General features: G+C 39.6%; 20 protein-coding genes. 11 read left to right on the top strand and 9 right to left on the bottom strand.

Annotated elements, in window-relative coordinates; genetic code table 11:
- Positions 1–3: 3 nt before the first annotated feature.
- Positions 4–1152 (bottom strand): DNA polymerase III subunit delta', encoded by a 1149-nt coding sequence (locus FNW07_RS01670; protein WP_126742292.1) that lies wholly within the window; start codon positions 1150–1152, stop codon positions 4–6.
- A 172-nt stretch (positions 1153–1324) separates the two neighbouring features.
- On the opposite strand from FNW07_RS01670, the gene FNW07_RS01665 reads away from it, so the two are divergent.
- The 5 genes from FNW07_RS01665 (at position 1325) to FNW07_RS01645 (ending at position 7321) form a co-directional block, all read left to right on the top strand.
- The gene (locus FNW07_RS01665) at positions 1325–2173 is read left to right on the top strand and encodes an alpha/beta fold hydrolase (RefSeq protein WP_126742291.1); all 849 of its coding nucleotides are present in this window, start codon (positions 1325–1327) and stop codon (positions 2171–2173) included.
- Between the two features lie 115 nt (positions 2174–2288).
- A complete protein-coding gene (gene pgk / locus FNW07_RS01660) occupies positions 2289–3476 on the top strand; it encodes a phosphoglycerate kinase (protein WP_126742290.1) in 1188 nt (395 codons plus the stop codon).
- Between the two features lie 98 nt (positions 3477–3574).
- On the top strand, positions 3575–5833 hold the full coding sequence (locus tag FNW07_RS01655; RefSeq protein WP_126742289.1) for a LysM peptidoglycan-binding domain-containing protein: 2259 nt from the start codon (positions 3575–3577) through the stop codon (positions 5831–5833).
- 45 nt (positions 5834–5878) lie between these two features.
- Positions 5879–6868, top strand: a complete 990-nt coding sequence (locus FNW07_RS01650) for a DUF4837 family protein (RefSeq protein ID WP_370511474.1) — start codon at positions 5879–5881, stop codon at positions 6866–6868.
- A 6-nt stretch (positions 6869–6874) separates the two neighbouring features.
- Positions 6875–7321: a GNAT family N-acetyltransferase gene (locus FNW07_RS01645; RefSeq protein ID WP_126742288.1), complete on the top strand. Its 447-nt coding sequence runs from the start codon at positions 6875–6877 to the stop codon at positions 7319–7321.
- Here the strand turns inward: FNW07_RS01645 and FNW07_RS01640 are convergent.
- The 5 genes from FNW07_RS01640 to rnpA all read right to left on the bottom strand — a co-directional run bounded on the left by FNW07_RS01640 (position 7318) and on the right by rnpA (position 11916).
- Positions 7318–8139, bottom strand: a complete 822-nt coding sequence (locus tag FNW07_RS01640; protein ID WP_126742287.1) for an OmpA family protein — start codon at positions 8137–8139, stop codon at positions 7318–7320. The two genes, FNW07_RS01645 and FNW07_RS01640, sit on opposite strands and share 4 nt — an antisense overlap.
- A 5-nt stretch (positions 8140–8144) precedes the next feature.
- On the bottom strand, positions 8145–8939 hold the full coding sequence (locus FNW07_RS01635; protein ID WP_370511473.1) for an OmpA family protein: 795 nt from the start codon (positions 8937–8939) through the stop codon (positions 8145–8147).
- A 23-nt stretch (positions 8940–8962) separates the two neighbouring features.
- On the bottom strand, positions 8963–10600 hold the full coding sequence (locus FNW07_RS01630) for a S41 family peptidase (RefSeq protein WP_126742285.1): 1638 nt from the start codon (positions 10598–10600) through the stop codon (positions 8963–8965).
- A 5-nt stretch (positions 10601–10605) separates the two neighbouring features.
- Positions 10606–11448 (bottom strand): DUF4349 domain-containing protein, encoded by an 843-nt coding sequence (locus FNW07_RS01625; protein ID WP_126742284.1) that lies wholly within the window; start codon positions 11446–11448, stop codon positions 10606–10608.
- Positions 11449–11535: 87 nt separating this feature from the next.
- On the bottom strand, positions 11536–11916 hold the full coding sequence (gene rnpA / locus FNW07_RS01620) for a ribonuclease P protein component (RefSeq protein WP_126742283.1): 381 nt from the start codon (positions 11914–11916) through the stop codon (positions 11536–11538).
- 194 nt (positions 11917–12110) lie between these two features.
- Here rnpA and FNW07_RS01615 point away from each other — a divergent pair, with 194 nt between their 5' ends.
- Complete coding sequence (locus FNW07_RS01615; RefSeq protein ID WP_126742282.1) at positions 12111–12509, top strand: cupin domain-containing protein; 399 nt, start codon at positions 12111–12113, stop codon at positions 12507–12509.
- 74 nt (positions 12510–12583) lie between these two features.
- Here FNW07_RS01615 and FNW07_RS01610 read toward each other — a convergent pair whose 3' ends face one another.
- The 3 genes from FNW07_RS01610 to FNW07_RS01600 form a co-directional block, all read right to left on the bottom strand.
- The gene (locus FNW07_RS01610) at positions 12584–14455 is read right to left on the bottom strand and encodes a M1 family metallopeptidase (protein WP_126742281.1); all 1872 of its coding nucleotides are present in this window, start codon (positions 14453–14455) and stop codon (positions 12584–12586) included.
- Positions 14456–14547: 92 nt separating this feature from the next.
- Positions 14548–16164: a S8 family peptidase gene (locus FNW07_RS01605; RefSeq protein WP_126742280.1), complete on the bottom strand. Its 1617-nt coding sequence runs from the start codon at positions 16162–16164 to the stop codon at positions 14548–14550.
- Between the two features lie 86 nt (positions 16165–16250).
- The gene (locus tag FNW07_RS01600) at positions 16251–17111 is read right to left on the bottom strand and encodes an MBL fold metallo-hydrolase (protein WP_126742279.1); all 861 of its coding nucleotides are present in this window, start codon (positions 17109–17111) and stop codon (positions 16251–16253) included.
- Positions 17112–17285: 174 nt separating this feature from the next.
- Between FNW07_RS01600 and FNW07_RS01595 the strand changes: the two genes are divergently transcribed.
- From FNW07_RS01595 to sufD, 5 genes are read left to right on the top strand one after another with little or no spacing between them, the layout of a single operon-like run.
- Positions 17286–17615 (top strand): iron-sulfur cluster assembly accessory protein, encoded by a 330-nt coding sequence (locus FNW07_RS01595; RefSeq protein WP_126742278.1) that lies wholly within the window; start codon positions 17286–17288, stop codon positions 17613–17615.
- A gap of 18 nt (positions 17616–17633) precedes the next feature.
- Complete coding sequence (sufB, locus tag FNW07_RS01590; protein ID WP_126742277.1) at positions 17634–19082, top strand: Fe-S cluster assembly protein SufB; 1449 nt, start codon at positions 17634–17636, stop codon at positions 19080–19082.
- A gap of 7 nt (positions 19083–19089) precedes the next feature.
- The gene (locus FNW07_RS01585) at positions 19090–19578 is read left to right on the top strand and encodes a flavodoxin family protein (RefSeq protein WP_126742276.1); all 489 of its coding nucleotides are present in this window, start codon (positions 19090–19092) and stop codon (positions 19576–19578) included.
- A gap of 9 nt (positions 19579–19587) precedes the next feature.
- The gene (sufC, locus tag FNW07_RS01580; RefSeq protein ID WP_126742275.1) at positions 19588–20334 is read left to right on the top strand and encodes a Fe-S cluster assembly ATPase SufC; all 747 of its coding nucleotides are present in this window, start codon (positions 19588–19590) and stop codon (positions 20332–20334) included.
- A 1-nt stretch (position 20335) separates the two neighbouring features.
- The gene (sufD, locus tag FNW07_RS01575) at positions 20336–21652 is read left to right on the top strand and encodes a Fe-S cluster assembly protein SufD (RefSeq protein ID WP_126742274.1); all 1317 of its coding nucleotides are present in this window, start codon (positions 20336–20338) and stop codon (positions 21650–21652) included.
- Positions 21653–21660: the final 8 nt, after the last annotated feature.

The following is a 21660-nucleotide window of genomic DNA, read 5'->3' as shown; positions in this document are numbered from 1 at the left end:
TTTCTACTTTTTATGTATTAAACGTGTCAATTTTATCGATAAATCAGTCAAAACTATTTTGGCATTTCCGTTGCGCTCAATGTGATAGACCGCATCCGATAGCTCTTTAAAAATATCGTTTATATTATTACCATTTACAAATGGCGCCAAATTCTCCAATTTGAATTTCTCCACTTTGGGTTCCATGTACACCAAGTCTGAGGCCTGATAATTTAACAGCAGCGACTGGCGAAACATTTCGATGCAAAAATGCAGAAATTTCTTTTGCGTTTCCCGTCCCAGTGCGGCAATCTGTTCGCTCCACTGAATCAGGTCCAAAATGGCGGCGGCATTTCCCTTAGCGCGAAAGGCAGTTCTGACCCAATGCACAAACCATTCCTCAAAAGGCAGTTCCTCGCTGTCCTGGTGAGCCAAATGCAGGGCTTTGTTATAATTTCCCTGAGCCTGATGCGCTAATTTTACGGCTTCTTTCGGATCGATATTTTCACGTGAAACCAAGGCGTCCGTAATTACTTTTTCGGGTAACGCATTAAAATGCAAAACCTGACAGCGCGAGCGGATGGTTTGTATGATGTCCTCCTCATTTTCCGAAATCAGGATAAACAATGTTTTGTCGGAAGGCTCTTCCAGCAGTTTCAGTAGTTTATTCGAAGCCTCCGTGTTTATTTTGTCGGCCATCCAGATAATCATCACTTTGTATCCGCCTTCATAGGATTTCAACGCCAGAGATTTCAGGATTTCTTTGGCATCTTCCACCCGGATTTCCCCTTGTTTGTTCTGGACACCCAGCATCTGATACCAATCAAAAAGGCCACCATACGGGTTTTCCGTCAGGAATTGACGCCAGTCCGCAATGAAATCAAGACTTTTGGGTTTGGTTTTCACCTCTTCGGTGCTGACCGTCGGGTATATAAAATGCAGATCGGGATGCGAAAAAGAATGAAACTTCATGTTGCATGCTTCGTTTGCGCCGTCATTTTCACCATTGGTATTGTTACACAAAATATACTGCGCATACGCAACAGCCATGGCCAGAGTACCGCTTCCTTCCGGACCGACAAATAATTGCGCGTGCGGAATCCGGCCCGAAGTCGCGCTTTTGGCCAGATGGCTTTTGATGTAATCCTGTCCTAAGATTTCGGAAAATAACATAAAGCAAAGATAACAGAAACTTTCAGAGTTTAGTGTTTGTTCCACTTTCAAAACAAATTTTGCTGTCAATTCCCAAAAAAATAATCGTCACCTAACATGCCGTTTTTTTTTTAGCCTTGTAACATTTAGAAATTTTTTATCTCCAAAGAATGAACCTAAAAAAAACAATATTATGAAAAAGTTTATTCAATTCTCGTTTCTGTTGGCGTTGGCGTTAGTGACAGTAGCTGTTTCTGCACAAAAAAAGTCATTTCTTTTTGATGTCAAAATTTCAGGAAAGGGTGCCAAAGCCATTATTTTTATTCCGGGATTTACCTGTTCTGCCGATGTGTGGAAGGAAACCAAAGTGCCATTCGAAAATGACTTTACCAGTTATACATTGACGATGCCTGGTTTTGCAGGAATTCCCGCGGAGGAAAATCCAACATTTAAAAATTGGGAAAAAAGTATTGCCGAGTATATCCAACAAAACAAAATCAACAAACCGATTCTTATTGGCCACAGTATGGGCGGGGGATTAGCTATGGCCATCGCTGCCGATTATCCGGATATGCTTTCAAAAGTTATTATAGTTGACGCTTTACCGTGTCTGGCAGCCATTCAAAACCCTTCTTTCAAGACAAATGATAGTATTAATAGCAGCGCTGCTGTGGTACAATTCAAGGCCATGAGTGATGAGCAGTTTTATCAAATGCAAAAAAACAGGATGCCACAGCTTCTGGCGAACTCCTCAAAAATAGATGAAGTAGTGAGCTGGTCTGTGAAATCCGACAGAAAAACGCTTGCCATGATGTATTCCGATTTTTCGAATACTGATTTGCGGGAGAAAATTGCCGCTATAAAATGCCCGGCATTAGTGCTTTTGGAATCTTATTTTGTGAACATGAAACCCATGGTTGAAGGCCAGTACAAAAACTTAAAATCGGCTCAATTCCAATATGCTGACAAAGGACTACACTTTATTATGTACGATGACAAAGAATGGTTTGATGCCCAGTTAAGCAAGTTTATCAAATCGTAATAAATTCTTCCGTTTGAAGAAACCGGCAGGCACAATTCTTTAAAAATTTATGAAAAAAATAAAAAATCCTATATTTGTAGCTAATAAAATGAACAATCAACAAACTCATTAGCCCATGAAAACGCTTCAAGACTTCAATTTCAAAAATAAAAAAGCATTAATCAGAGTAGATTTCAATGTTCCGTTTGACGAGCATTTTAACGTGACCGATGCCACACGAATTGAAGCTGCAAAGCCAACCATCGATAAAATTATTGCCGATGGCGGCAGCGTAATCCTAATGTCCCATCTGGGGCGTCCAAAAGGAAAGGAAGACCGGTTTTCATTGAAACATATTGTTAAAACTGCTTCGGAAATCCTTGGGACAGAAGTGCAGTTCGCTTCCGACTGCAGAGGAGATGAAGTCCAAAATGCTGCTAAAAACCTGCAGCCCGGAGAAGTTCTATTATTGGAAAACCTGCGATTTTATAAAGAAGAAGAATCGGGTGATGTTGCCTTTGCTAAAGAATTGGCTTCTCTAGGTGATATTTATGTCAATGACGCTTTTGGAACGGCACATCGTGCGCACGCCTCCACAACGATAATTGCCCGGTTTTTCCCGGAAAACAAATGTTTCGGAATCCTGTTGGCCAAAGAAATCGAAAGTCTGAACAAAGTATTGAAAAACAGCGAAAAACCTGTGACGGCGGTTCTTGGAGGTTCGAAAGTATCATCCAAGATTACGGTTATAGAAAACATTCTGGACAAAATCGACCACATGATTATTGGAGGCGGAATGACTTTTACCTTCGTCAAAGCGTTGGGTGGTAAAATCGGAAATTCCATCTGTGAAGACGACAAAATGGAACTGGCACTCGAAATCCTCAAACTGGCCAAACAAAAGGGCGTCCAGATTCATCTTCCGGTGGATATGGTCATTGCGGATTCATTCTCAAATGATGCAAAAACCCAGATTGTCGACGTCGACAAGATTCCTGACGGATGGCAAGGTTTGGACGCAGGTCCAAAATCATTGGAAGCAATCCGGAAAGTAATCATGGAATCCAAAACCATTTTATGGAATGGACCGCTTGGTGTTTTTGAAATGCCAAAATTTGCAAACGGGACCATCAGTCTGGGAAATTTCATCGCGGAATCGACGGCCAATGGAGCTTTTTCTCTGGTAGGCGGTGGTGATTCGGTAGCGGCGGTGAAACAATTTGGCCTCGAGCCAAAAATGAGTTATGTGTCTACAGGAGGCGGTGCGATGCTTGAAATGTTGGAAGGGAAATCGCTACCCGGAATAGCTGCTTTTGCCGAATAAGTCAATTTTTAACATTTTTTTTAAAATTTATAAGTTATAACTCGTTATGTTTGTAAAACCCCAAACGATTGAATTATAGCATTTTGACCTACTAAATTATGAAATTACGCAACTTTACCCTGATACTGCTTCTGTCTTTATCCCTAAACACATTTGCGCAATACAATACCAGAAATTTAAAGACGGAGACCAAAAACACCTATTTGGATTCCATAAAAGCGACTTTTGTTCATGACAATATTGCCTCTTGTGTCGATAGTCTCTGGATGAAAGAACTGACTAATCTGGATTTGTACAACGACCTTTCTGTTGATATAAAAAACATCAATGTTGACCAAAAAGTCGATTACGAATTATCAACGGAGCTTTTAAAAAAGCGTCTTGCATTAATGGATGCCAAATCCCCGTTTAATATTGAATACAACCAGGGACTGGAGAATGTGATTAAATCTTTCCTTAAAAACAGAAAGAAATCCTTTGAACGCTTAATGGCGATTTCGGAGTATTATTTCCCAATATTTGAAGAAGCGATGGCACGTCAGAACGTTCCGTTGGAAATCAAGTATTTGGCGGTTGTGGAATCGGCGTTGAACCCTAAAGCGGTTTCCAGAGTAGGGGCAACCGGACTTTGGCAGTTCATGTTCCAAACCGGGAAACAATACAATCTGGATATCAGTACGTATGTCGATGAACGAAGTGATCCTGTGAAAGCGAGTGATGCAGCCGCCACGTATATGTCGAACATGTATAAGATTTTCGGCGATTGGGATTTGGTTCTGGCATCGTATAATTCCGGTCCCGGAAATATAGCCAAAGCTATCAGACGCTCCGGCGGACACCAGAATTACTGGAACATCAGAAAAAATCTTCCCAAAGAAACTCAAGGATATGTACCGGCGTTTTTGGCGACCATGTACATTTACGAATACCATAAAGAACATGGAATTGTTCCGAACCGCGCAATCATCAAGCATTTTGCAACGGATACGATCATGATTAAACAACAAATTTCATTCAAACAAATTTCGGAATTATTGTGCATTCCAGTGTCGCAATTGCAGTTGCTGAATCCGTCATATAAAAGAGATGTAATCCCTTATATTGCCGGACAGCAAAACTTCCTGAGATTACCAAATGATAAAATTGCAATCTATACTTCTAACGAGGATAAAATCTACGCGTATGTTCAATACGAAGAAAGCCTGAGAGAAAAAACGTTTACAAGAGGCTACGAAAGAGCCATTGCTTCCCGTGATTCCATCAACACGAATCCGGACAGCACCACTGTTTCGGGAATAAAATATTACAAAGTAAAACGAGGGGATAACCTTAGTGATATAGCCGGTAAATATGGCGTTGCAATGTCGGACATCAAAAAATGGAACAAACTGAAAAGTAATAAAGTTCCGCTGGGAAAAAATCTGAAAATTCATACCTCTGAAACCAAAACTGCAGAACAAACTGCTAATCGTTCGGACCTGGCCTCTGCAGAAACAAAAGAAAACCAAACCGAAAGCACTTTCAAGGACGTGAAAGTGGTGTCTTTCGTGAAAACGACCAAAACATATAAAGTCAAAAAAGGAGACAATCTGGGAGAAATCGCCGAAAAACATGATGTATCCGTGGCCGATATCAAAAAATGGAACAAACTTAAAAATAACAATGTTGCTTTGGGTAAAAGCCTGAAAATCATGACCAGCGAAAGAGTGGTTTCCAAAGTCAGAAAAGAAATAAAAGCCCCAAAAATTGCAGTTGAAACCAAAGCAGAAAGCATCGCTGCAACTGAGGTAAAAGATGTGAAGGAAGAAAAATCGGAATTTTATATCGTACAAAAGGGGGATAACCTTGGTACTATTGCTAAAAAACAGAACGTTACCGTTGCTGAAATTAAAGAATGGAATAATCTTCCGGATGCCAATATCCAAATGGAAAGCCGATTGAAAGTATCAAATGCAGCTCTTGAAAACGGAAACCCGGTTGCACAGGGTGAACCGGAATTCAAAACACAAGAATATATCGTTGTGAAAGGGGATAACCTAGGGAACATCGCAAAAAAATACAATGTTGCCGTAACTGATTTGAAAGAATGGAACAATCTTGAAGACCAAAACATTCAATTGGGAAGCAAATTAATTGTTTCCAAAAAAGAAATCATTGCCTCGAAAGCTTCAGGCAAAAAAGATAAATTAGCCGAAGCCTCCAAAAGCAAACAGGCGCTTTACTCAGTTAGAAAAGGGGATTCTCTTTTTAGCATTGCCAAAAAATACCCTGGAGTGACCATTTCAGACATTAAAAAATGGAACGGAATCAGCAATGAAAATCTCAAGCCGGGAATGAAACTGAAAATAAACGGATAATAAAAAATCTTTACTTAAATTTGGGCTTTAATTCATTAAAAGAAGATGATGAATAAAGCCCTTTTTTTATGGTTGTCCATTATCTTTTTCTTCCTCTCCTGTACAGAGAAAAAGGACAATTCCTTAGCCCATACCTCGGGCAAAATCAATACCATCTCGGTAATTATTGACGACCAGTTATGGGACGGAGAAATAGGCGACAGCATCCGGAATAAATTTGCATCCCCTGTTATCGGCTTACCGCAGGAAGAACCGCTTTTTACGATCAACCAATACCCGGTAAAACTTTTAGAAGGTTATATGACCAATACCCGGAATATTATTGTCATAAAAAAAGAAGGTATAAGTCGCTTCGAAATTATAAAAAACGAATTCGCCACGCCTCAAAATGTCATCCATATCTCAGGAAAGACGGTTATGGAAATTTTGGAAACACTTGAAAAACACAGTCCGGAAATCATCCGGATAATGAGGCAGACCGAAATTGCCGAAAACCAACGGCTGATTGATACTTTTTTGGTGAAAAACCAGCGCATCATCAACCAGTTCCGCGTTTCATTAGCCATTCCAAAAGGCTATAAATATGTGATGGAGAAGAGTAAATTCATCTGGCTGAAGAAAGAGATTACCAGTGGAAACACCAGTATACTTGTGTATCAGGTGCCGATAAATTCCATCGAAATGCACCCCAATTCGAGCGTCATCAACAATATAATAAAAATGAGGGATTCGATCGGCAATTTGTATATTCATGGAACTGTGCCTAATTCCACTATGATTACCGAAGCAGCCTATGCACCGTATTTATTCAACACCAAAATTGCGGGAAAGACAACCTACGAAACCAAGGGCACATGGGAACTGAAAAACGATTTTATGTCCGGGCCTTTTCTGAATTACTGCATAACCGACAAGCCCAATAACAGGATTTTGGTGCTGGAGGGATTTTGTTATGCGCCTTCCAAGGAAAAGCGGGATCTCATGTTCGAATTGGAGGCCATTATTAAATCGGTACAATTTTTAAAAATCAAATAGAGGCAAATGGCTATAATATGGAAAATAAAGCATTTTGAGGCTTTATCAGTTAACGAACTATATCAAGTACTGCAATTGCGCAGTAAAGTCTTTGTAGTGGAACAAAATTGCGTTTATCAGGACATTGACGGAAAAGACGAGAAAGCATTGCATCTGTTAGGCGAATACGACGGAAAAATTGTCGCCTATTCCAGACTCTTCAAATCCGGGGATTATTTTGAAAACGCGTCGATCGGAAGGGTGGTTATTGACCCGGATTACCGCGACAAAAAATGGGGACATGATTTAATGCGAAAAGCGATTGCCGGAATAGCGGATTATTTTAACGAAACGAAAATCACGATTTCCGCACAGTTGTACCTGCAGAAATTTTATGAAAGCCACCAGTTTGTTCAGACCAGTAAAATGTATTTAGAAGACGACATTCCGCATATTGAAATGAAAAGAGACTAAAGTTTTGTAATTACAATTTCCACTCTCTTATTCTCTTTTTCGGGCAAACCCGGACGGGGAAACTGCCTTCCGTAGCCTTTATGGGACATCCTTTCTTTGGCTATGCCGTTTTCAACAAAATAATCATAAATGCTTTTTGCCCTGGATTCAGAAAGATTGTTTAATCCGGTTGCCCTGTCATGGGCATCCCTAAATGATTTGGATATGCAGCAAACATGACCATTAATCTCAAATTCTACTGTTGGGTTTTTTTGGAAGTAGGCAATTATTTTTTGTAATTCGGCGGTTGCCTTGTCGTAATCCTCAAAAACCTTACTGTTGGATACGAAAATTATGTTGTCGATTATAACTTTATCTCCTACCGCTAATTTATCTCCGAAGGTTTTATAGCCTTCTTCGACAGGTTTTTCTTCTATGTTTTTTTCGGCGTATTCGATGGCAATCGTCACGCTCCGGTGATCAGTTCTTTCTTTTTCAATTTCATATTCGGAGGTTGATACAAGCTCTATTTCCCCTTTTCCGGCTATTTCCGATGCAGACAATTTGAAATGAGCTTTCAGATAACCAGCCACGGCAAGAGCTCTTTTTTCAGATAAAGCTAAATTGCTTTCCGAACTCCCAACATCATCACAAAAGCCATGAATTTGAAGTGTAGTAATAGACTGATTTCGATCAGAAAAGAATAATTTTAATTGCTTTGCCTCAGTTTTGGAAATGGCGGCGCTGTTGGAATCAAAATGAACGGTTATCAATTCTTTTTTTGGCTGTGAAAAACCAAAAGAACTAATAAAAACGGCGATGATCCATAAACGATTCATATTCTTTATATTTTGGTAATTACCAATTCTACCCGGCGGTCATATTCAGAGCCTTTCCCCAGCGGAACGGTATTTCCGTATCCTTTGTATGTCATACGATCTTTGGAAATTTTCTTGAAAAGCAAATATTTATAAACGGACTGGGCTCTGTTTTGGGACAACTGTCTTTTTCTTGTTACCATATCAATCGCTTCTTTTTGATACGGCGGTGTACAGCAAACATGGCCTTGGATTTCGAATTTAAGATTTTTGTATTTCTGCAGCAGATAGGCCAATTTATCCAATTGCTTCTTGGCTTTAAATTCAAGTTTGCTACTTCCTCTCTCAAACAATAGGTTTTCCAGGTACACGTGATCGCCGATGACGTGCTTTTTCTGGATGGTCGTAAAGAATCCGGGAAGATCAATTTCCGGCAATTCCTTTAAGTTGATTACCACATCGACCCGTCGGTTTTTGGAACGGACTTCAGGTAGGTTTTCGACCAAATCATCATCGATTAAAATACTTCCCTTTCCTTCGATGGTAACGATAATTTTATTTTTAATGCCGTTTTCAACCAGTTTTTCCTTGATCGCGTTGGCCCTGTTATTCGATAATTTGAAATTATAGGCATCCTTTCCCCGATCATCGCAATAGCCAAAAATCTGAATGGATTCAATTCGGGTTGAATCGGTTTTACGGATATAATCAATTACAGCATCTGCCTGTTTTTCGTCAAGTGTGTATTTGTCAAATTGAAAGTAAACTGACTGAACTACTTCTTCCTGAGCATGCAGGACGCCAAAAAAAAGTATGGGCAAAAATTTTAAAAAAAAGCGCATCGTTATATTTTTAATAAAGTATTGTATTCCGTCTGATTATTTAAGATACCTACCGCTTTTTTGATTTCAGAATTGTTTTTGGTATAATACAGATACAATCCTTCCTTGTACTGATAGCGCTTGATAATTTCGTCCAAAAGTAGATTTTTAATTTCTTTTTGGTTTTGATTTAACAAATTTTCTTCGCTTTTCTGTAGAGAAGTTAATAATTGTTGATATTCCGGAGCAATGGCAACATCAATTTTTTCTTTTTTGGCTGCAGCCAAAGTGTTCTTAAGTGCCAATTCTGTTTCGGTATCAAAAGAGAAATTTTCTTTCTTCAGGAATTGCTTGAAGGCAGCGAAATCGGTATCCGTAAGATTGGGTATGTTGGTTCCCAAATTTTGGTTTTTATAATAATACTCGGTTGCAAAATTGAAGATTCCGTCGTTTTTCACCAATGCTTCCGTGATTCCGCTGAGTTTGGTTTCCGCTAGTTCCACATCCGGAAGGATTCCGCCCCCGTCGTAAACAGTTCTTCCTTTTCGTGTTTTAAATGCGTTGTAATTGGCAGCCAGCGTTCGTGTCGCTTTCCCGTTTTGATCCTTATGGCCGTAATTCAATGCCTGAATACAACGTCCGGATGGCGTGTAGTATCGGGAAATGGTAATTTTTATCTGTGTTCCGTAGCTTAGATCAATAGGCCGCTGTACCAATCCTTTGCCAAAACTTCTGCTTCCCACAATAACGGCACGGTCCAGGTCCTGCAAGGCACCGGCCACAATTTCAGAGGCCGAAGCGCTCTTTCCGTCCACGATAACGATTAACGGGATTTCTGTATCAATCGGTTCGCGGGTGGTTTTATAAACGTTGTTATGTTTTTCAATTTTCGATTTGGTAGTTACGATCACCTCGTTTTTCGGAACAAATAGATTACATATGTTTACTGCTTCATGCAAAAGCCCGCCGGGATTTCCGCGAAGATCCAAAATAATTTTTTCGGCACCCTGCCTTTTGAGTTGTTCCAAAGCTTCTTTGGTTTGAAGTGAAGCCTTGTTGTTGAATTGATTCAAAACGATATAACCTGTTTTATCGTCAATTTTTCCGAAGAAAGGCACCGCTCGGAGTTCGACTTCTTCCAACACCAACTGGGTCGTCAGAATTTTGCCCTGACGTTTGTATTTGATGTCTATTTTGGCGTTTTTGACACCTCTTAACAACTGTCCTGCATCTTCTTTGAAGTCTTCAAGATTCACGTCGCCAATCTGAACGATTTCGTCACCTGCTTTCAGTCCGGCTTTATCGGCAGGATAGTTTTTATAAGGTTCCCGGACAATCAGCTTTCCCTCCTTCCGGGTAATGATGGCACCAATTCCTGTAAATTCGGCCGTATTGTTGATTTTGTAACGCACCACATCCTGCTCGTTGAAATAAACGGTGTACGGATCGAGGTCGGCAAGCATGTTCTTAATAGCCTTATCCATCAATTCTCCCGGATTGGTTTCGTCCACATAATTCATGTTCACGGCTTTAAACATCGTGGTGAAAATTTCGATTTGTTTCGCAACTTCGAAGAAATCACCGCTGAAACTCGCACCGACAAACAGTAAGCCGCTTGCCGCCACGGGGATAATATATCGTTTTTTTAAAATGGAATACATAATGTTTATATTTTTCGTCTTTTCAAACGTTTTCTGATAAGTAAAAACAAGCCCACTAAAATAATAATAAATGGCCAAATCTGAAGCAATCCTATAAAGAAACTTGAAATTCCATTGAAGCCGGATTTAATCGCATTCCAGATTTTAGTTCCGTAGGTAACTGTCGCACCACTTTCCTCGGCAATCGTTTTGTAGAATTCTATGGTCACCGTACTCATGGAGACGCGGTTTTGCATGTATTTTAACTGTCCTTCCTTAGCATCAATTTCTTCCCGGATTTCAGATAGCTTTTTTTCTATTTCAAGCATTTCCGAAACTTTGGTGGCTTTCTTCAAAAGTTCTAGATAGCGGATTTCGAGTACTTTCTTTGTTTTTAAGCGGGAATTAAGATCAATATATTCTTCGGTTACATCCTGGGATGAAATTTCTTTTTTGTCAAAATAACCCACACCTTTTGAAATATCAGCAATAAAAACATCAAAGTTTTCGCTTGGAATGCGAACCGTTATATTTCGGAAAAGCGAACCGAAATCCTTGCCTTCTGCGTCGTTTTGCACCAAAGCGTTGTGTTGCTTGACAGCCGAACGGATCTGGTTATACGTTTTTTCAAGATCATTGGTTTCAAACCGAAGATTACCCTGTTTGATAATTTTGGCTTCAATCTCTTTGTCTGCTGTTGCAGCGCTTTCATAATCTTTACTTTCAGCATTTCCTGCCGCTGATACCTTCAGCGGAAGTTTTATCATCATTATCTCTGAAGCTGAATCATCGGCGACTGATGCCTCTTCATTTTCTTTGCACCCACCGATAATAAGCAATATGGCCAGACAGGAAATTATCGATCTCATACATTTGATTTAGAAGTATAGAACGCCAAAAAACAAGAAATTAGTATGTGGCAAATAGAATGCCAGTTTTCCAAAAAAAAAGAAAACTTAAGGGTTGGATTCCTTAATCGCTGCTACAAACTTTTCGAACAATTGAATCGTTTTGTTGTTAATTTCATCGTACGACAAACGGTCTTTACTTTGATACATAAACATATACGCATACGGTTTAGAGGTAGTGTCCAGCAGGAGCTGCTTGTTGAGTCGGTAGGTTTCGCGCAGCACCCTTTTGAAATAATTCCGGTCCACGGCTTTCTTGAAATGTTTTTTGGATACTGAAATCCCCATTTTTATGGCTTCGTCACATTCTTCGAGCGGCATATAAACCAATCGCAACGGGTATTTCGATACCGATTTCCCTTTAGAAAACAGTGAATCGATGATGTATTTGCTTTTGAGGCGCTCGGATTTCGGATATGTATTCTTCATTTCAGCGGCAAAGATAGGAAAAAGCCTTTTGGTAAAATAACGAAGCTATGCCTGAGCTTTTTTACAAAGCAATCGGGAAAATTCGTCATTATTACAGGCTAACTGTTGATTGTCAGTTAATTACAACTAAAATTTTTTAAGCCGTCGCCATCAAATTTGTAACTTTGTTGTCTAACTATTTAAACAATATAGTCATGAAAAAAAATCTAATCCTCATATTCAGAGTGTTTTGTATGCTCTTATTGTGTTCGTTCCATGCGGTGGGTCAGGAAGCGAAGAAAATGAATTCCAACATGCATCGTGATTTGGGAGATGACAAATTAATCCATGCCGTAGAAGTAACGTTGGAACCGGGACAAAAAACAGACATGCATACGCATCCGGCCAATTTTTTCTACGCTATTACCGACGGTAAACTGATGGTCCATTACAAAAACGGCAAAGATCAGCTATACGACTTAAAGGCTGGAGAATCAGGTGTCAGCGAAGCCGAAGGACCTCATGTGACTGAGAACATTGGTTCTTCCACCATCAAATTTTTAATAGTCGAATTAAAAGAGCATCCTTATAAAGCTGGTAATATGAAAAAATGATTGTGTTGAAATGGTGCCATTTTATTACAAATAAATTTAAAACAAAAAGGCCCTCATCTGAGGGCCTTTTTTAATTATTTCACTTCGTAAAGATTATTTTCTTTTTTGATATCCGCCATCAGTCCGCTTGGATCGATGGTGATTTTCTTAATGGAAGCTTTATTTTTATTGATTGTGAATTCGTAGTTTGGATTTCCCCAAGCCCAGTCATTCAAGACGGTTCTTTTGATGTTCGGATATGGGTTGTCTTTTACGAAACTCATCATTCGCAACGGAATATAAAATCCTTCTTTTGTTCCGTCGGTATAATCCACCGTGATATCGATTGGCATGGGCATTCTGCCGATGCGTTCTAAAGCAACTGTTGTCGCATTATTGTTTTCGGACACTGTTTTTATGCCGTAATCAATCGTGTTTAAAGTTTCGGCCCAATCCATCAGATACCACTCCAATTCGGCGCCCGAAACACGTTCTGCGGTACGTTTGATGTCATTTGGGGTCGGATGCTTGAATTTGAAATCCGTGTAATATTTCTTTATCGTTTTAGCCAGTTTCTCCTCGCCAATCAGATAGCCCAATTGAGACAGGAAAATACTTCCCTTCACATAAGACGAAATACTATACGGTCTGTTTTCATCATATCGGTCACCATGAGTGGTTTGAGATTGTTCCTTTCCTGAATTGACCAGGTTATAATACGCGTCATAATTCCCTTTAAAAGGATTTTCTGCTTTGGTGACAGCCATTTCGTTGGTTACATAATCTTCCACATAAGTGGTAAATCCTTCGTCCATCCATGGATGTTTGGATTCATTGGAAGCCAATACATGTTGAAACCACGAATGACCCAATTCATGTGTAGCAGTTCCAAAAATTCCTTCAAGGGTTCCGTCCCCCAGCATCAAAGTACACATTGCATACTCCATTCCGCCATCTCCTCCCTGGATAAAGGAATATTGCTTGTAAGGATAATTTCCGATTTTCCGATTGTAAAAATCCATCACCTGAACCATTAAGGGTTCCAGTTTTTTCCAGTTTGCTGCGGTCTTTGGGTTGTTTTTGTATAAGAAATGCAAATCGACCTTATTAGGTCCTTTTACAACGTCGTGGATATAATTTTTATCGGCCGCCCATGTGAAATCATGTACATCGGGAGCGATGAAATGCCAGGTATTGGTTTTTTTTGCAGTGGGTTTTACCATAACTCCGGCGTCCTGATACCCGTAACCGATTTCATTTTTGTTCTGTAAATAACCGGAACCGCCTAAGATATAGTCTTTATCAATAGTAATATTTACATCGAAATTACCCCACACTCCATGAAATTCACGGGCGATATACGGGTCAGCATGCCAGCCTTCAAAATCGAATTCGGCTAATTTGGGGTACCATTGCGCCATCGACAGCTCAATTCCCTCGACATTATTTCTGCCGGAACGTCTTATTTGTACCGGAACCTGCCCGTTAAAATCCAGGGTGAAAGTGGTTTTTTTGCCAGGCAAAAGCGGTGTGGCTAAAGCTACTTCCAAAACCGTTTCCACTTCCTTGGCAGCGGCCGGTTTTCCATCCTGTTTGAAATTGGTGATTTTCAAAAATCCAATTTCAGTAGGTTTCAGGTTTTTAATCCTGCTTTCTTTTACATCCTTGTCATCCACCTTAATTTTAGTAACCATTCGGCCATCGGGATCTTTGATGCTCCGCAAACGCATGTCCATTTCGCTTCCAGGCTGGAAGGCGTTAGGATACAAATGATAAAACACTTTCCTTAAGGTATCCGGTGAATTATTAGTATATACCAAGGTCTGTTTGCCCTTATACTGGTACGTTTTCACATCCATCGAAACGTCCATTTTATAGTCTGCTTTTTGCTGCCAATACGTTGCTTTTTGTGCCGAGACATTTGCGAAAGGCAATGAAATTAAAGCAATTAAAACGATTTTTCTCATGCTGATAAAAATATAAAAGTGTTGTAAATTAAAAAAAGCCTGCCGAAATGTATTAAATTTCGGCAAGCTTATCTAGTTATTTTTGGATAAAATTATCCTTTTACTTTTTTGCTTTTCATGTTTTTTGACATTTTTTCTGCCATTACCAAAGCGTTGTAAGCATTCACTATTCTTCCTGATTTAGATAAAGAAGCAAATGGACGTTTGTCATTTGCATTACCACCAAACTCAACATCGTTTTTAATTTGAGTTCCTGAATCCATCAAAATATGTTTTACCTGTTTTGCAGATAATTTCGGATAGTAAGAACGGATCAAAGCAGCAACTCCGGCAACGTTTGGTGAAGCCATTGAGGTTCCTTGTAAAAATTGATACGCATTGTTTGGGGTAGTTGCATAAATTTTCACGCCAGGTGCAAAAACATCCACATTTACCTTTCCAACATTCGAGAAGTTAGCGATCAATTTGTTTCCGTACTCATAGTTCAAAGCCCCGATAGTGATCAAATTATCAGCAAATTCGGTTACTTTATCATCAGAATCATTTGGGAAATTGTTGTCAACATCGATATCTTTGGCATCGTTTCCTGCAGCGTGAACAATCAACACGTCTTTGCTTTCTGCATATTTGATAGCATCATAAACCCATTGTTTGTGCGGAGAGAAGCTTTTCCCGAAACTTCCGTTGATTACTTTTGCACCATTGTCTACTGCGTAACGGATTCCAAGAGCAATATCTTTATCATACTCATCTCCGTCCGGCACGGCACGCACAGTCAATATTTCAACGTTATTGGCAATACCGTCACCACCAATATTGTTATTTCTGACCTGCGCAACGATTCCTGCTACGTGAGTTCCGTGAAGAATTTCTTCTTTGTCCGGTCCCATTACGTTATTGTTCCCGTATTTGGTATCTTTTAAATCATCCGGATTATCTCCAAGAACTTTTCTGTAGTTGGTTTTTAAATTGTCACCATTTAGTACAACTACAAAACCGTCCAGTTCTTTTTGGATTTCTTTTTTCAAATCCACAACAGGCAAACCGTAAGCAAGCATTTGCTGCATGATGGCTTTACTTTGAAGCACTTCAGGATCTGTAGAAATGATTTTATTTACGTCTTCAGCCGTATAAACCGGTTTTCCTACCGTTTTTACGATAACGCCATCCGCTTTTCCAACGGCTGCAACCATTTGTTCTAACTGCCCTTTTGCCTGGGTTCCTTCCTCGATTTTTTTATCGTTGATGGCTTTTGCGGCTAAATATGTTTTTTCGTCAACAAGATTTTTGTTCACGATGATTCTTTCGTATTCTAGGTTTTCTTTGGTAATGTCACCCAAGAAGTTCCATCCGTGGATATCATCGATGTAACCGTTTTTGTCATCATCAATTTTATTTCCTGCTATTTCTTTTTTGTTGGTCCACACCACTGATTTTAAATCTTCGTGTTCAATATCAACACCTGAATCTACGATACCGACAATTACCTTAACACCTTTTTTATTTTTTAACAATTCAGCGTAAGCTTTATCGACACTCATTCCAGGAATACTGTCTTTTTCAAGATCCAGATGACTCCATCTTTTTAATTGGTTTTCAGTAAGTTTCGCTTTTTTTGCGGTTGATTTACTAGCATCTTGGGCACTTGCCGAAAATGAGAATGTTAAAGCCGCAAGCAGCGATAACCCGGATAATTTTATTAATTTCATTTTTATAATTATTTCTTGGTTTAGATAATATTAGACAATAAGTCAAAAATACTTTAAGATTGTTACAATCAAATTAACAATTAACTTTATTTTAATATGTCGTCACAGCTGAAACACTCTTTCAGGCGGACGCCTTTTTCTGTTTTTTCAACGGTTATTATTTCATTGTGCGCATCGTGTTCCAGAAATAAATAAAAATTATTATCGGCGGCATCATTCAGAAATTTAGCCTTTTCAGGCAAAGTCAAAAGCGGTCTTGTGTCATATCCCATAACATAAGGCAATGGAAGATGTCCCGCAGTCGGCAATAAATCCGCCATGAAACAAATCGTTTTGTCCTGATATTGAATCTGGGGAATCATCTGCTTTTCGGTATGACCGTCTGCAAAAAAAATGCCAAAACCCAATTCGGATGCCGAAAGGAAATCTGCTTCAGGTCTCTTGATGAAATTTAATTGGCCGCTTTCCTGCATCGGAAGGATGTTTTCAGCCAAAAAAGAAGCTTTCTCCCTGGCATTTGGTTTGGTTGCCCATTCCCAATGATTATCGTTACTCCAGAATTTGGCATTTTTGAAAGCAGGCTCGTAACCCGTTCGGTCCTTGTTCCATTGGACACTTCCGCCACAATGGTCAAAATGCAGGTGGGTCATGAAGACGTCGGTGATATCATCGCGATGAAAACTGTATTTTGCCAGTGATTTATCAGTCGAATGCGTTCCCCAAAGTGAATAATGACCAAAGAACTTCTCCGATTGTTTGTCGCCCATTCCGGTATCAATCAAAATCAGGCGATTGCCATCTTCAATCAATAGACAACGCGCGGCAATATCGATGAGGTTGTTATCGTCTGCGGGATTGGTTTTATTCCAAAGGGTTTTGGGTACGACACCAAACATGGCACCGCCATCAAGTTTGAAATTACCGGTTTCTATCGGATATAGTTTCATTTTTCTGATTTAAAAAATTCAAATAAGCCTGCAATTTATGAAAATCCATTTGTTTTCAGGCTCCGGATAAACATTTTCTATTCAATTATAGTTATAAAAATGTTAGCTGATATAGCAAAAAGAGATAATTGTAATATCTTTGCCTATTAATTTAGACAAAATCAATATAAGGTTATGATAAAGGTTTCTGACACAGCCAAAAAGAAAATCATCGACTTGATGAAAGATGATGGTTTTGATGCCGCAAAAGATTATGTAAGAGTTGGCGTGAAAAGCGGCGGTTGCTCGGGTCTGTCCTATGATTTGAAATTCGATAAAACAAAAGGCGAAGACGATAAAATCTTTGTGGACAATGACATCACCATCGCGGTGGAGAAAAAAAGCTTCCTGTATCTGGCAGGGACAATTTTGGAGTTTTCCGGAGGTTTAAACGGAAAAGGCTTTGTTTTCAATAACCCAAATGCCAACAGAACCTGCGGTTGCGGAGAAAGTTTTTCTCTGTAAAAATATTTAAATAAAATTATGTCAAAATATACGGAAGACGATTTAAAAATCGAACTCGAAAATAAAGAATACGAATACGGATTTTATACCGACATTGAATCAGATACTTTCCCAATAGGCCTGAATGAAGACATTGTTCGCGCTATTTCCCTAAAGAAAGAAGAACCGGAATGGATGACCGAATGGCGTCTGGAGGCTTTTCGTGCGTGGGAAGAAATGGTAGAGCCAACATGGGCCAATGTTCATTATACAAAACCGGACTTTCAGGCAATTTCGTATTATTCGGCACCAAAAGCGGTAGACCCAAACAAAACATTGGATGATGTGGATCCGGATCTTTTGGAAATGTACAAAAAACTGGGAATCTCCATCGACGAGCAAAAAATGATGAACAATGTCGCTATGGATATTGTTGTCGATTCTGTTTCGGTGGCTACCACATTCAAAAAAACATTAGGGGAAAAAGGCATTATTTTCTGTCCGATTTCTGAGGCTATCAAGGAACATCCCGAATTGGTCCGCAAATATTTGGGAACAATTGTCCCGCAAAAGGATAATTTTTACGCTGCTTTAAATTCGGCTGTTTTCTCAGACGGTTCCTTCTGCTATATTCCCAAAGGCGTTCGTTGCCCAATGGAACTTTCCACGTATTTCCGTATCAATCAGGCCGGAACAGGACAGTTCGAACGAACTCTGGTGATTGCCGATGAAGGAAGTTATGTTTCTTATCTAGAAGGATGTACGGCACCATCGCGTGATGAAAACCAATTGCATGCTGCAGTGGTGGAATTGGTTGCTTTGGATAATGCTGAAATTAAATATTCTACCGTTCAAAACTGGTATCCCGGAAACAAGGAAGGTGTAGGCGGTGTTTTCAATTTTGTAACCAAAAGAGGAATGTGTGAGAAAAACGCAAAAATCTCATGGACGCAGGTCGAAACCGGTTCTGCCATTACCTGGAAATATCCATCGGTTATTTTAAAAGGAGATAACTCCATCGGGGAATTTTATTCGATTGCCGTAACCAACAACCACCAACAAGCCGATACCGGAACCAAAATGATTCATTTGGGTAAAAACACCAAGTCAACCATTATCTCCAAAGGTATTTCTGCCGGAAAATCACAAAACAGTTACAGAGGTCTGGTGCAAATCAGTGCCAGAGCGGATAACGCAAGGAATTTCTCACAATGTGACTCATTATTGATGGGAAATAATTGTGGAGCGCATACTTTTCCATACATCGAATCCAAAAACACGTCGGCCAAAATTGAACACGAGGCCACGACTTCAAAAATCGGGGAAGACCAGGTGTTTTATTGCAACCAACGTGGAATTCCGACAGAGAAAGCCATCGCACTTATCGTGAATGGTTTCAGTAAAGACGTTCTGAACAAACTGCCAATGGAATTTGCTGTTGAGGCACAAAAATTACTGGAGATTTCTTTGGAAGGTTCGGTAGGATAATTTACAAATGGAAAATAAAAAAGTCATTATTTTAGGGTCTTCCCGAAACAATGGAAATACAACAAGAATTGTTGATGCAATAGCAAGGCAGTATAATATTGACGTAGTTAATCTGATGGACTACGATTTTTCATATTACGATTATGGAAGCAAAAACAGAGAAGATGATTTTTTGCCTCTGATTAAAGGAATTGTAGAAAAATACGATACGCTGATTTTTGCAACGCCCGTTTACTGGTATAGCATGAGCGGTATTATGAAAGTGTTTTTTGACCGTTTTTCGGATTTAATCCGTATAGAAAAAGAGACAGGAAGAAAACTGAGAGGTAAGAAGTTTGCAGTGATATCCAATTCACATGACGATGAAATGGAGTATGATTTTTATCTTCCGTTTCGGATGTCAGCAGAATACTTAGGAATGAAATATTTGGGAAACCAGCATTTTAATGCCGATAACCCAGCAGAAATAGATAAAATTGAATTAGCTTTTATATAAATTAAAAATATGTTATCAATAAAAAATTTGCACGCTTCGATAGAAGATAAAGAAATATTAAAAGGAATCAATCTTGAAGTTAAAGCAGGCGAAGTGCATGCAATAATGGGGCCTAACGGTGCCGGTAAAAGTACGCTTTCGGCCATTATAGCCGGAAATGAAAATTATGACGTAACTGCAGGAGAAATTTTACTCGAAGGTGAAGATATCTCTGAATTATCACCGGAAGAAAGAGCGCACAAAGGGGTGTTTTTATCTTTTCAATACCCGGTTGAAATACCGGGCGTTTCGGTAACCAATTTTATGAAAACGGCCATCAATGAAACCCGTAAGGCAAAAGGCGAAGAGCCAATGCCGGCAAATGAAATGCTGAAACTGATCCGCGAAAAATCCGAATTACTGGAAATCGACCGTAAGTTTATGGCGCGTTCGCTAAATGAAGGATTCTCCGGTGGGGAAAAGAAACGTAACGAGATTTTCCAAATGGCGATGCTGGATCCAAAGTTGGCAATCCTGGATGAAACCGATTCCGGACTGGACATTGATGCGTTGCGTATCGTGGCCAACGGGGTTAATAAATTAAAAAGTAAAGACAACGCGGTGATCGTGATTACACACTACCAGCGTTTATTGGAATATATCGTTCCGGATTTCGTTCACGTATTGCACGATGGTAAAATCGTAAAAAGTGGCGGAAAAGAACTGGCTTTGGAGCTGGAGGAAAAAGGATACGATTGGTTAAAAAGTGAAAATTAAAATGGAGTTTAAAGAAAAATTAATTTCGTCTTTTATGGCTTTCGAAGAAACGGTGGATGTTCACAACGAACTGCACGATATTCGTACGCTGGCTATAAAGAATTTTGAAAACAAAGGGTTTCCTACCAAAAAAGAGGAAGCCTGGAAATATACTTCTCTGAATGCCATTTTAAAAAATGACTTCAGCGTATTCCCAAAGAAAGATAATGATATTGATTTCAAAGAGGTGAAAAAATACTTCCTGAATGATGTCGACACCTATAAAGTAATTTTTATTGACGGTCTTTTCAGTTCGTTTTTATCATCAACGACCCATGACGGACTGGATGTTTGCTTAATGTCCTCGGCATTGACCAAACCCAAATATAAAATGATCATTGATACGTACTTCAACCAGATTGCGAGCAAGGAAGAAAGCCTGACGACTTTAAATACCGCTTTCGCTTCTGAAGGAGCCTATATCAATATTCCGAAAAGCAAAGTGGTCGACAAACCAATCGAAATCATTTATTTTTCGACAGGAAACGAAGCCGCACTGATGGTACAGCCAAGAAACCTGGTAATTGTTGGCGAAAACGCCCACGTTCAAATCATCGAACGTCACCAAAGCCTGAATGAAAATCCGGTTTTGACCAATTCGGTTACCGAGATTTTTGCGCAAAAACGCGCGATCGTAGATTATTATAAGATCCAGAACGACGTACAGACTGCCAATCTGATTGACAATACATACATTGCCCAAAAGCAGGAAAGCCGCGTGGCTGTTCATACTTTTTCTTTTGGAGGAAACATCACCAGAAACAATCTGAATTTCTTCCACCAAGGAGAAAGAATCGACAGTACGCTGAAAGGTGTGACCATTATTGGTGACAAGCAACATGTCGATCATTACACGTTGGTTCAGCACGCGACGCCCAACTGCGAAAGCCATCAAAATTATAAAGGGATTTATGACGGAGCATCCACCGGGGTTTTTAACGGAAAAATTTACGTGGAAAGAGAAGCCCAAAAAACGGATGCTTTCCAGAAAAACAACAATATCCTGCTAAGCGATAAGGCGACCATAAATGCCAAGCCGCAATTGGAAATTTTTGCCGATGATGTGAAATGTTCGCACGGCTGTACCATCGGTCAATTGGATGACACTGCCATGTTCTATATGCAGCAACGCGGAATCCCTAAAAAAGAAGCCAAAGCCTTGCTGATGTACGCCTTTACCAGCGAAGTGACTTCAAGTATAAAAATACCGGAATTACGCGTAAAAATCGCCAAAATTATTGCCACTAAATTAGGCGTGAACATGGGATTTGATTTGTAATTATCATT

The sequence above is a fragment of the Flavobacterium sp. GT3R68 genome, assembly GCF_007109225.1.
Taxonomy (GTDB): Bacteria; Bacteroidota; Bacteroidia; order Flavobacteriales; family Flavobacteriaceae; genus Flavobacterium.
Note: the sequence above shows the minus strand (reverse complement) of the source record. Positions and strands in the feature narration are given on the sequence as shown.

Coding starts and splice junctions, on each gene's coding strand:
- FNW07_RS01670 (WP_126742292.1), bottom strand. CDS start 1,152: ATGTTATTTTCCGAAATCTTAGGACAGGATTACATCAAAAGCCATCTG.
- FNW07_RS01665 (WP_126742291.1), top strand. CDS start 1,325: ATGAAAAAGTTTATTCAATTCTCGTTTCTGTTGGCGTTGGCGTTAGTG.
- pgk (WP_126742290.1), top strand. CDS start 2,289: ATGAAAACGCTTCAAGACTTCAATTTCAAAAATAAAAAAGCATTAATC.
- FNW07_RS01655 (WP_126742289.1), top strand. CDS start 3,575: ATGAAATTACGCAACTTTACCCTGATACTGCTTCTGTCTTTATCCCTA.
- FNW07_RS01650 (WP_370511474.1), top strand. CDS start 5,879: ATGATGAATAAAGCCCTTTTTTTATGGTTGTCCATTATCTTTTTCTTC.
- FNW07_RS01645 (WP_126742288.1), top strand. CDS start 6,875: ATGGCTATAATATGGAAAATAAAGCATTTTGAGGCTTTATCAGTTAAC.
- FNW07_RS01640 (WP_126742287.1), bottom strand. CDS start 8,139: ATGAATCGTTTATGGATCATCGCCGTTTTTATTAGTTCTTTTGGTTTT.
- FNW07_RS01630 (WP_126742285.1), bottom strand. CDS start 10,600: ATGTATTCCATTTTAAAAAAACGATATATTATCCCCGTGGCGGCAAGC.
- FNW07_RS01625 (WP_126742284.1), bottom strand. CDS start 11,448: ATGAGATCGATAATTTCCTGTCTGGCCATATTGCTTATTATCGGTGGG.
- rnpA (WP_126742283.1), bottom strand. CDS start 11,916: ATGAAGAATACATATCCGAAATCCGAGCGCCTCAAAAGCAAATACATC.
- FNW07_RS01615 (WP_126742282.1), top strand. CDS start 12,111: ATGAAAAAAAATCTAATCCTCATATTCAGAGTGTTTTGTATGCTCTTA.
- FNW07_RS01610 (WP_126742281.1), bottom strand. CDS start 14,455: ATGAGAAAAATCGTTTTAATTGCTTTAATTTCATTGCCTTTCGCAAAT.
- FNW07_RS01605 (WP_126742280.1), bottom strand. CDS start 16,164: ATGAAATTAATAAAATTATCCGGGTTATCGCTGCTTGCGGCTTTAACA.
- FNW07_RS01600 (WP_126742279.1), bottom strand. CDS start 17,111: ATGAAACTATATCCGATAGAAACCGGTAATTTCAAACTTGATGGCGGT.
- FNW07_RS01595 (WP_126742278.1), top strand. CDS start 17,286: ATGATAAAGGTTTCTGACACAGCCAAAAAGAAAATCATCGACTTGATG.
- sufB (WP_126742277.1), top strand. CDS start 17,634: ATGTCAAAATATACGGAAGACGATTTAAAAATCGAACTCGAAAATAAA.
- FNW07_RS01585 (WP_126742276.1), top strand. CDS start 19,090: ATGGAAAATAAAAAAGTCATTATTTTAGGGTCTTCCCGAAACAATGGA.
- sufC (WP_126742275.1), top strand. CDS start 19,588: ATGTTATCAATAAAAAATTTGCACGCTTCGATAGAAGATAAAGAAATA.
- sufD (WP_126742274.1), top strand. CDS start 20,336: ATGGAGTTTAAAGAAAAATTAATTTCGTCTTTTATGGCTTTCGAAGAA.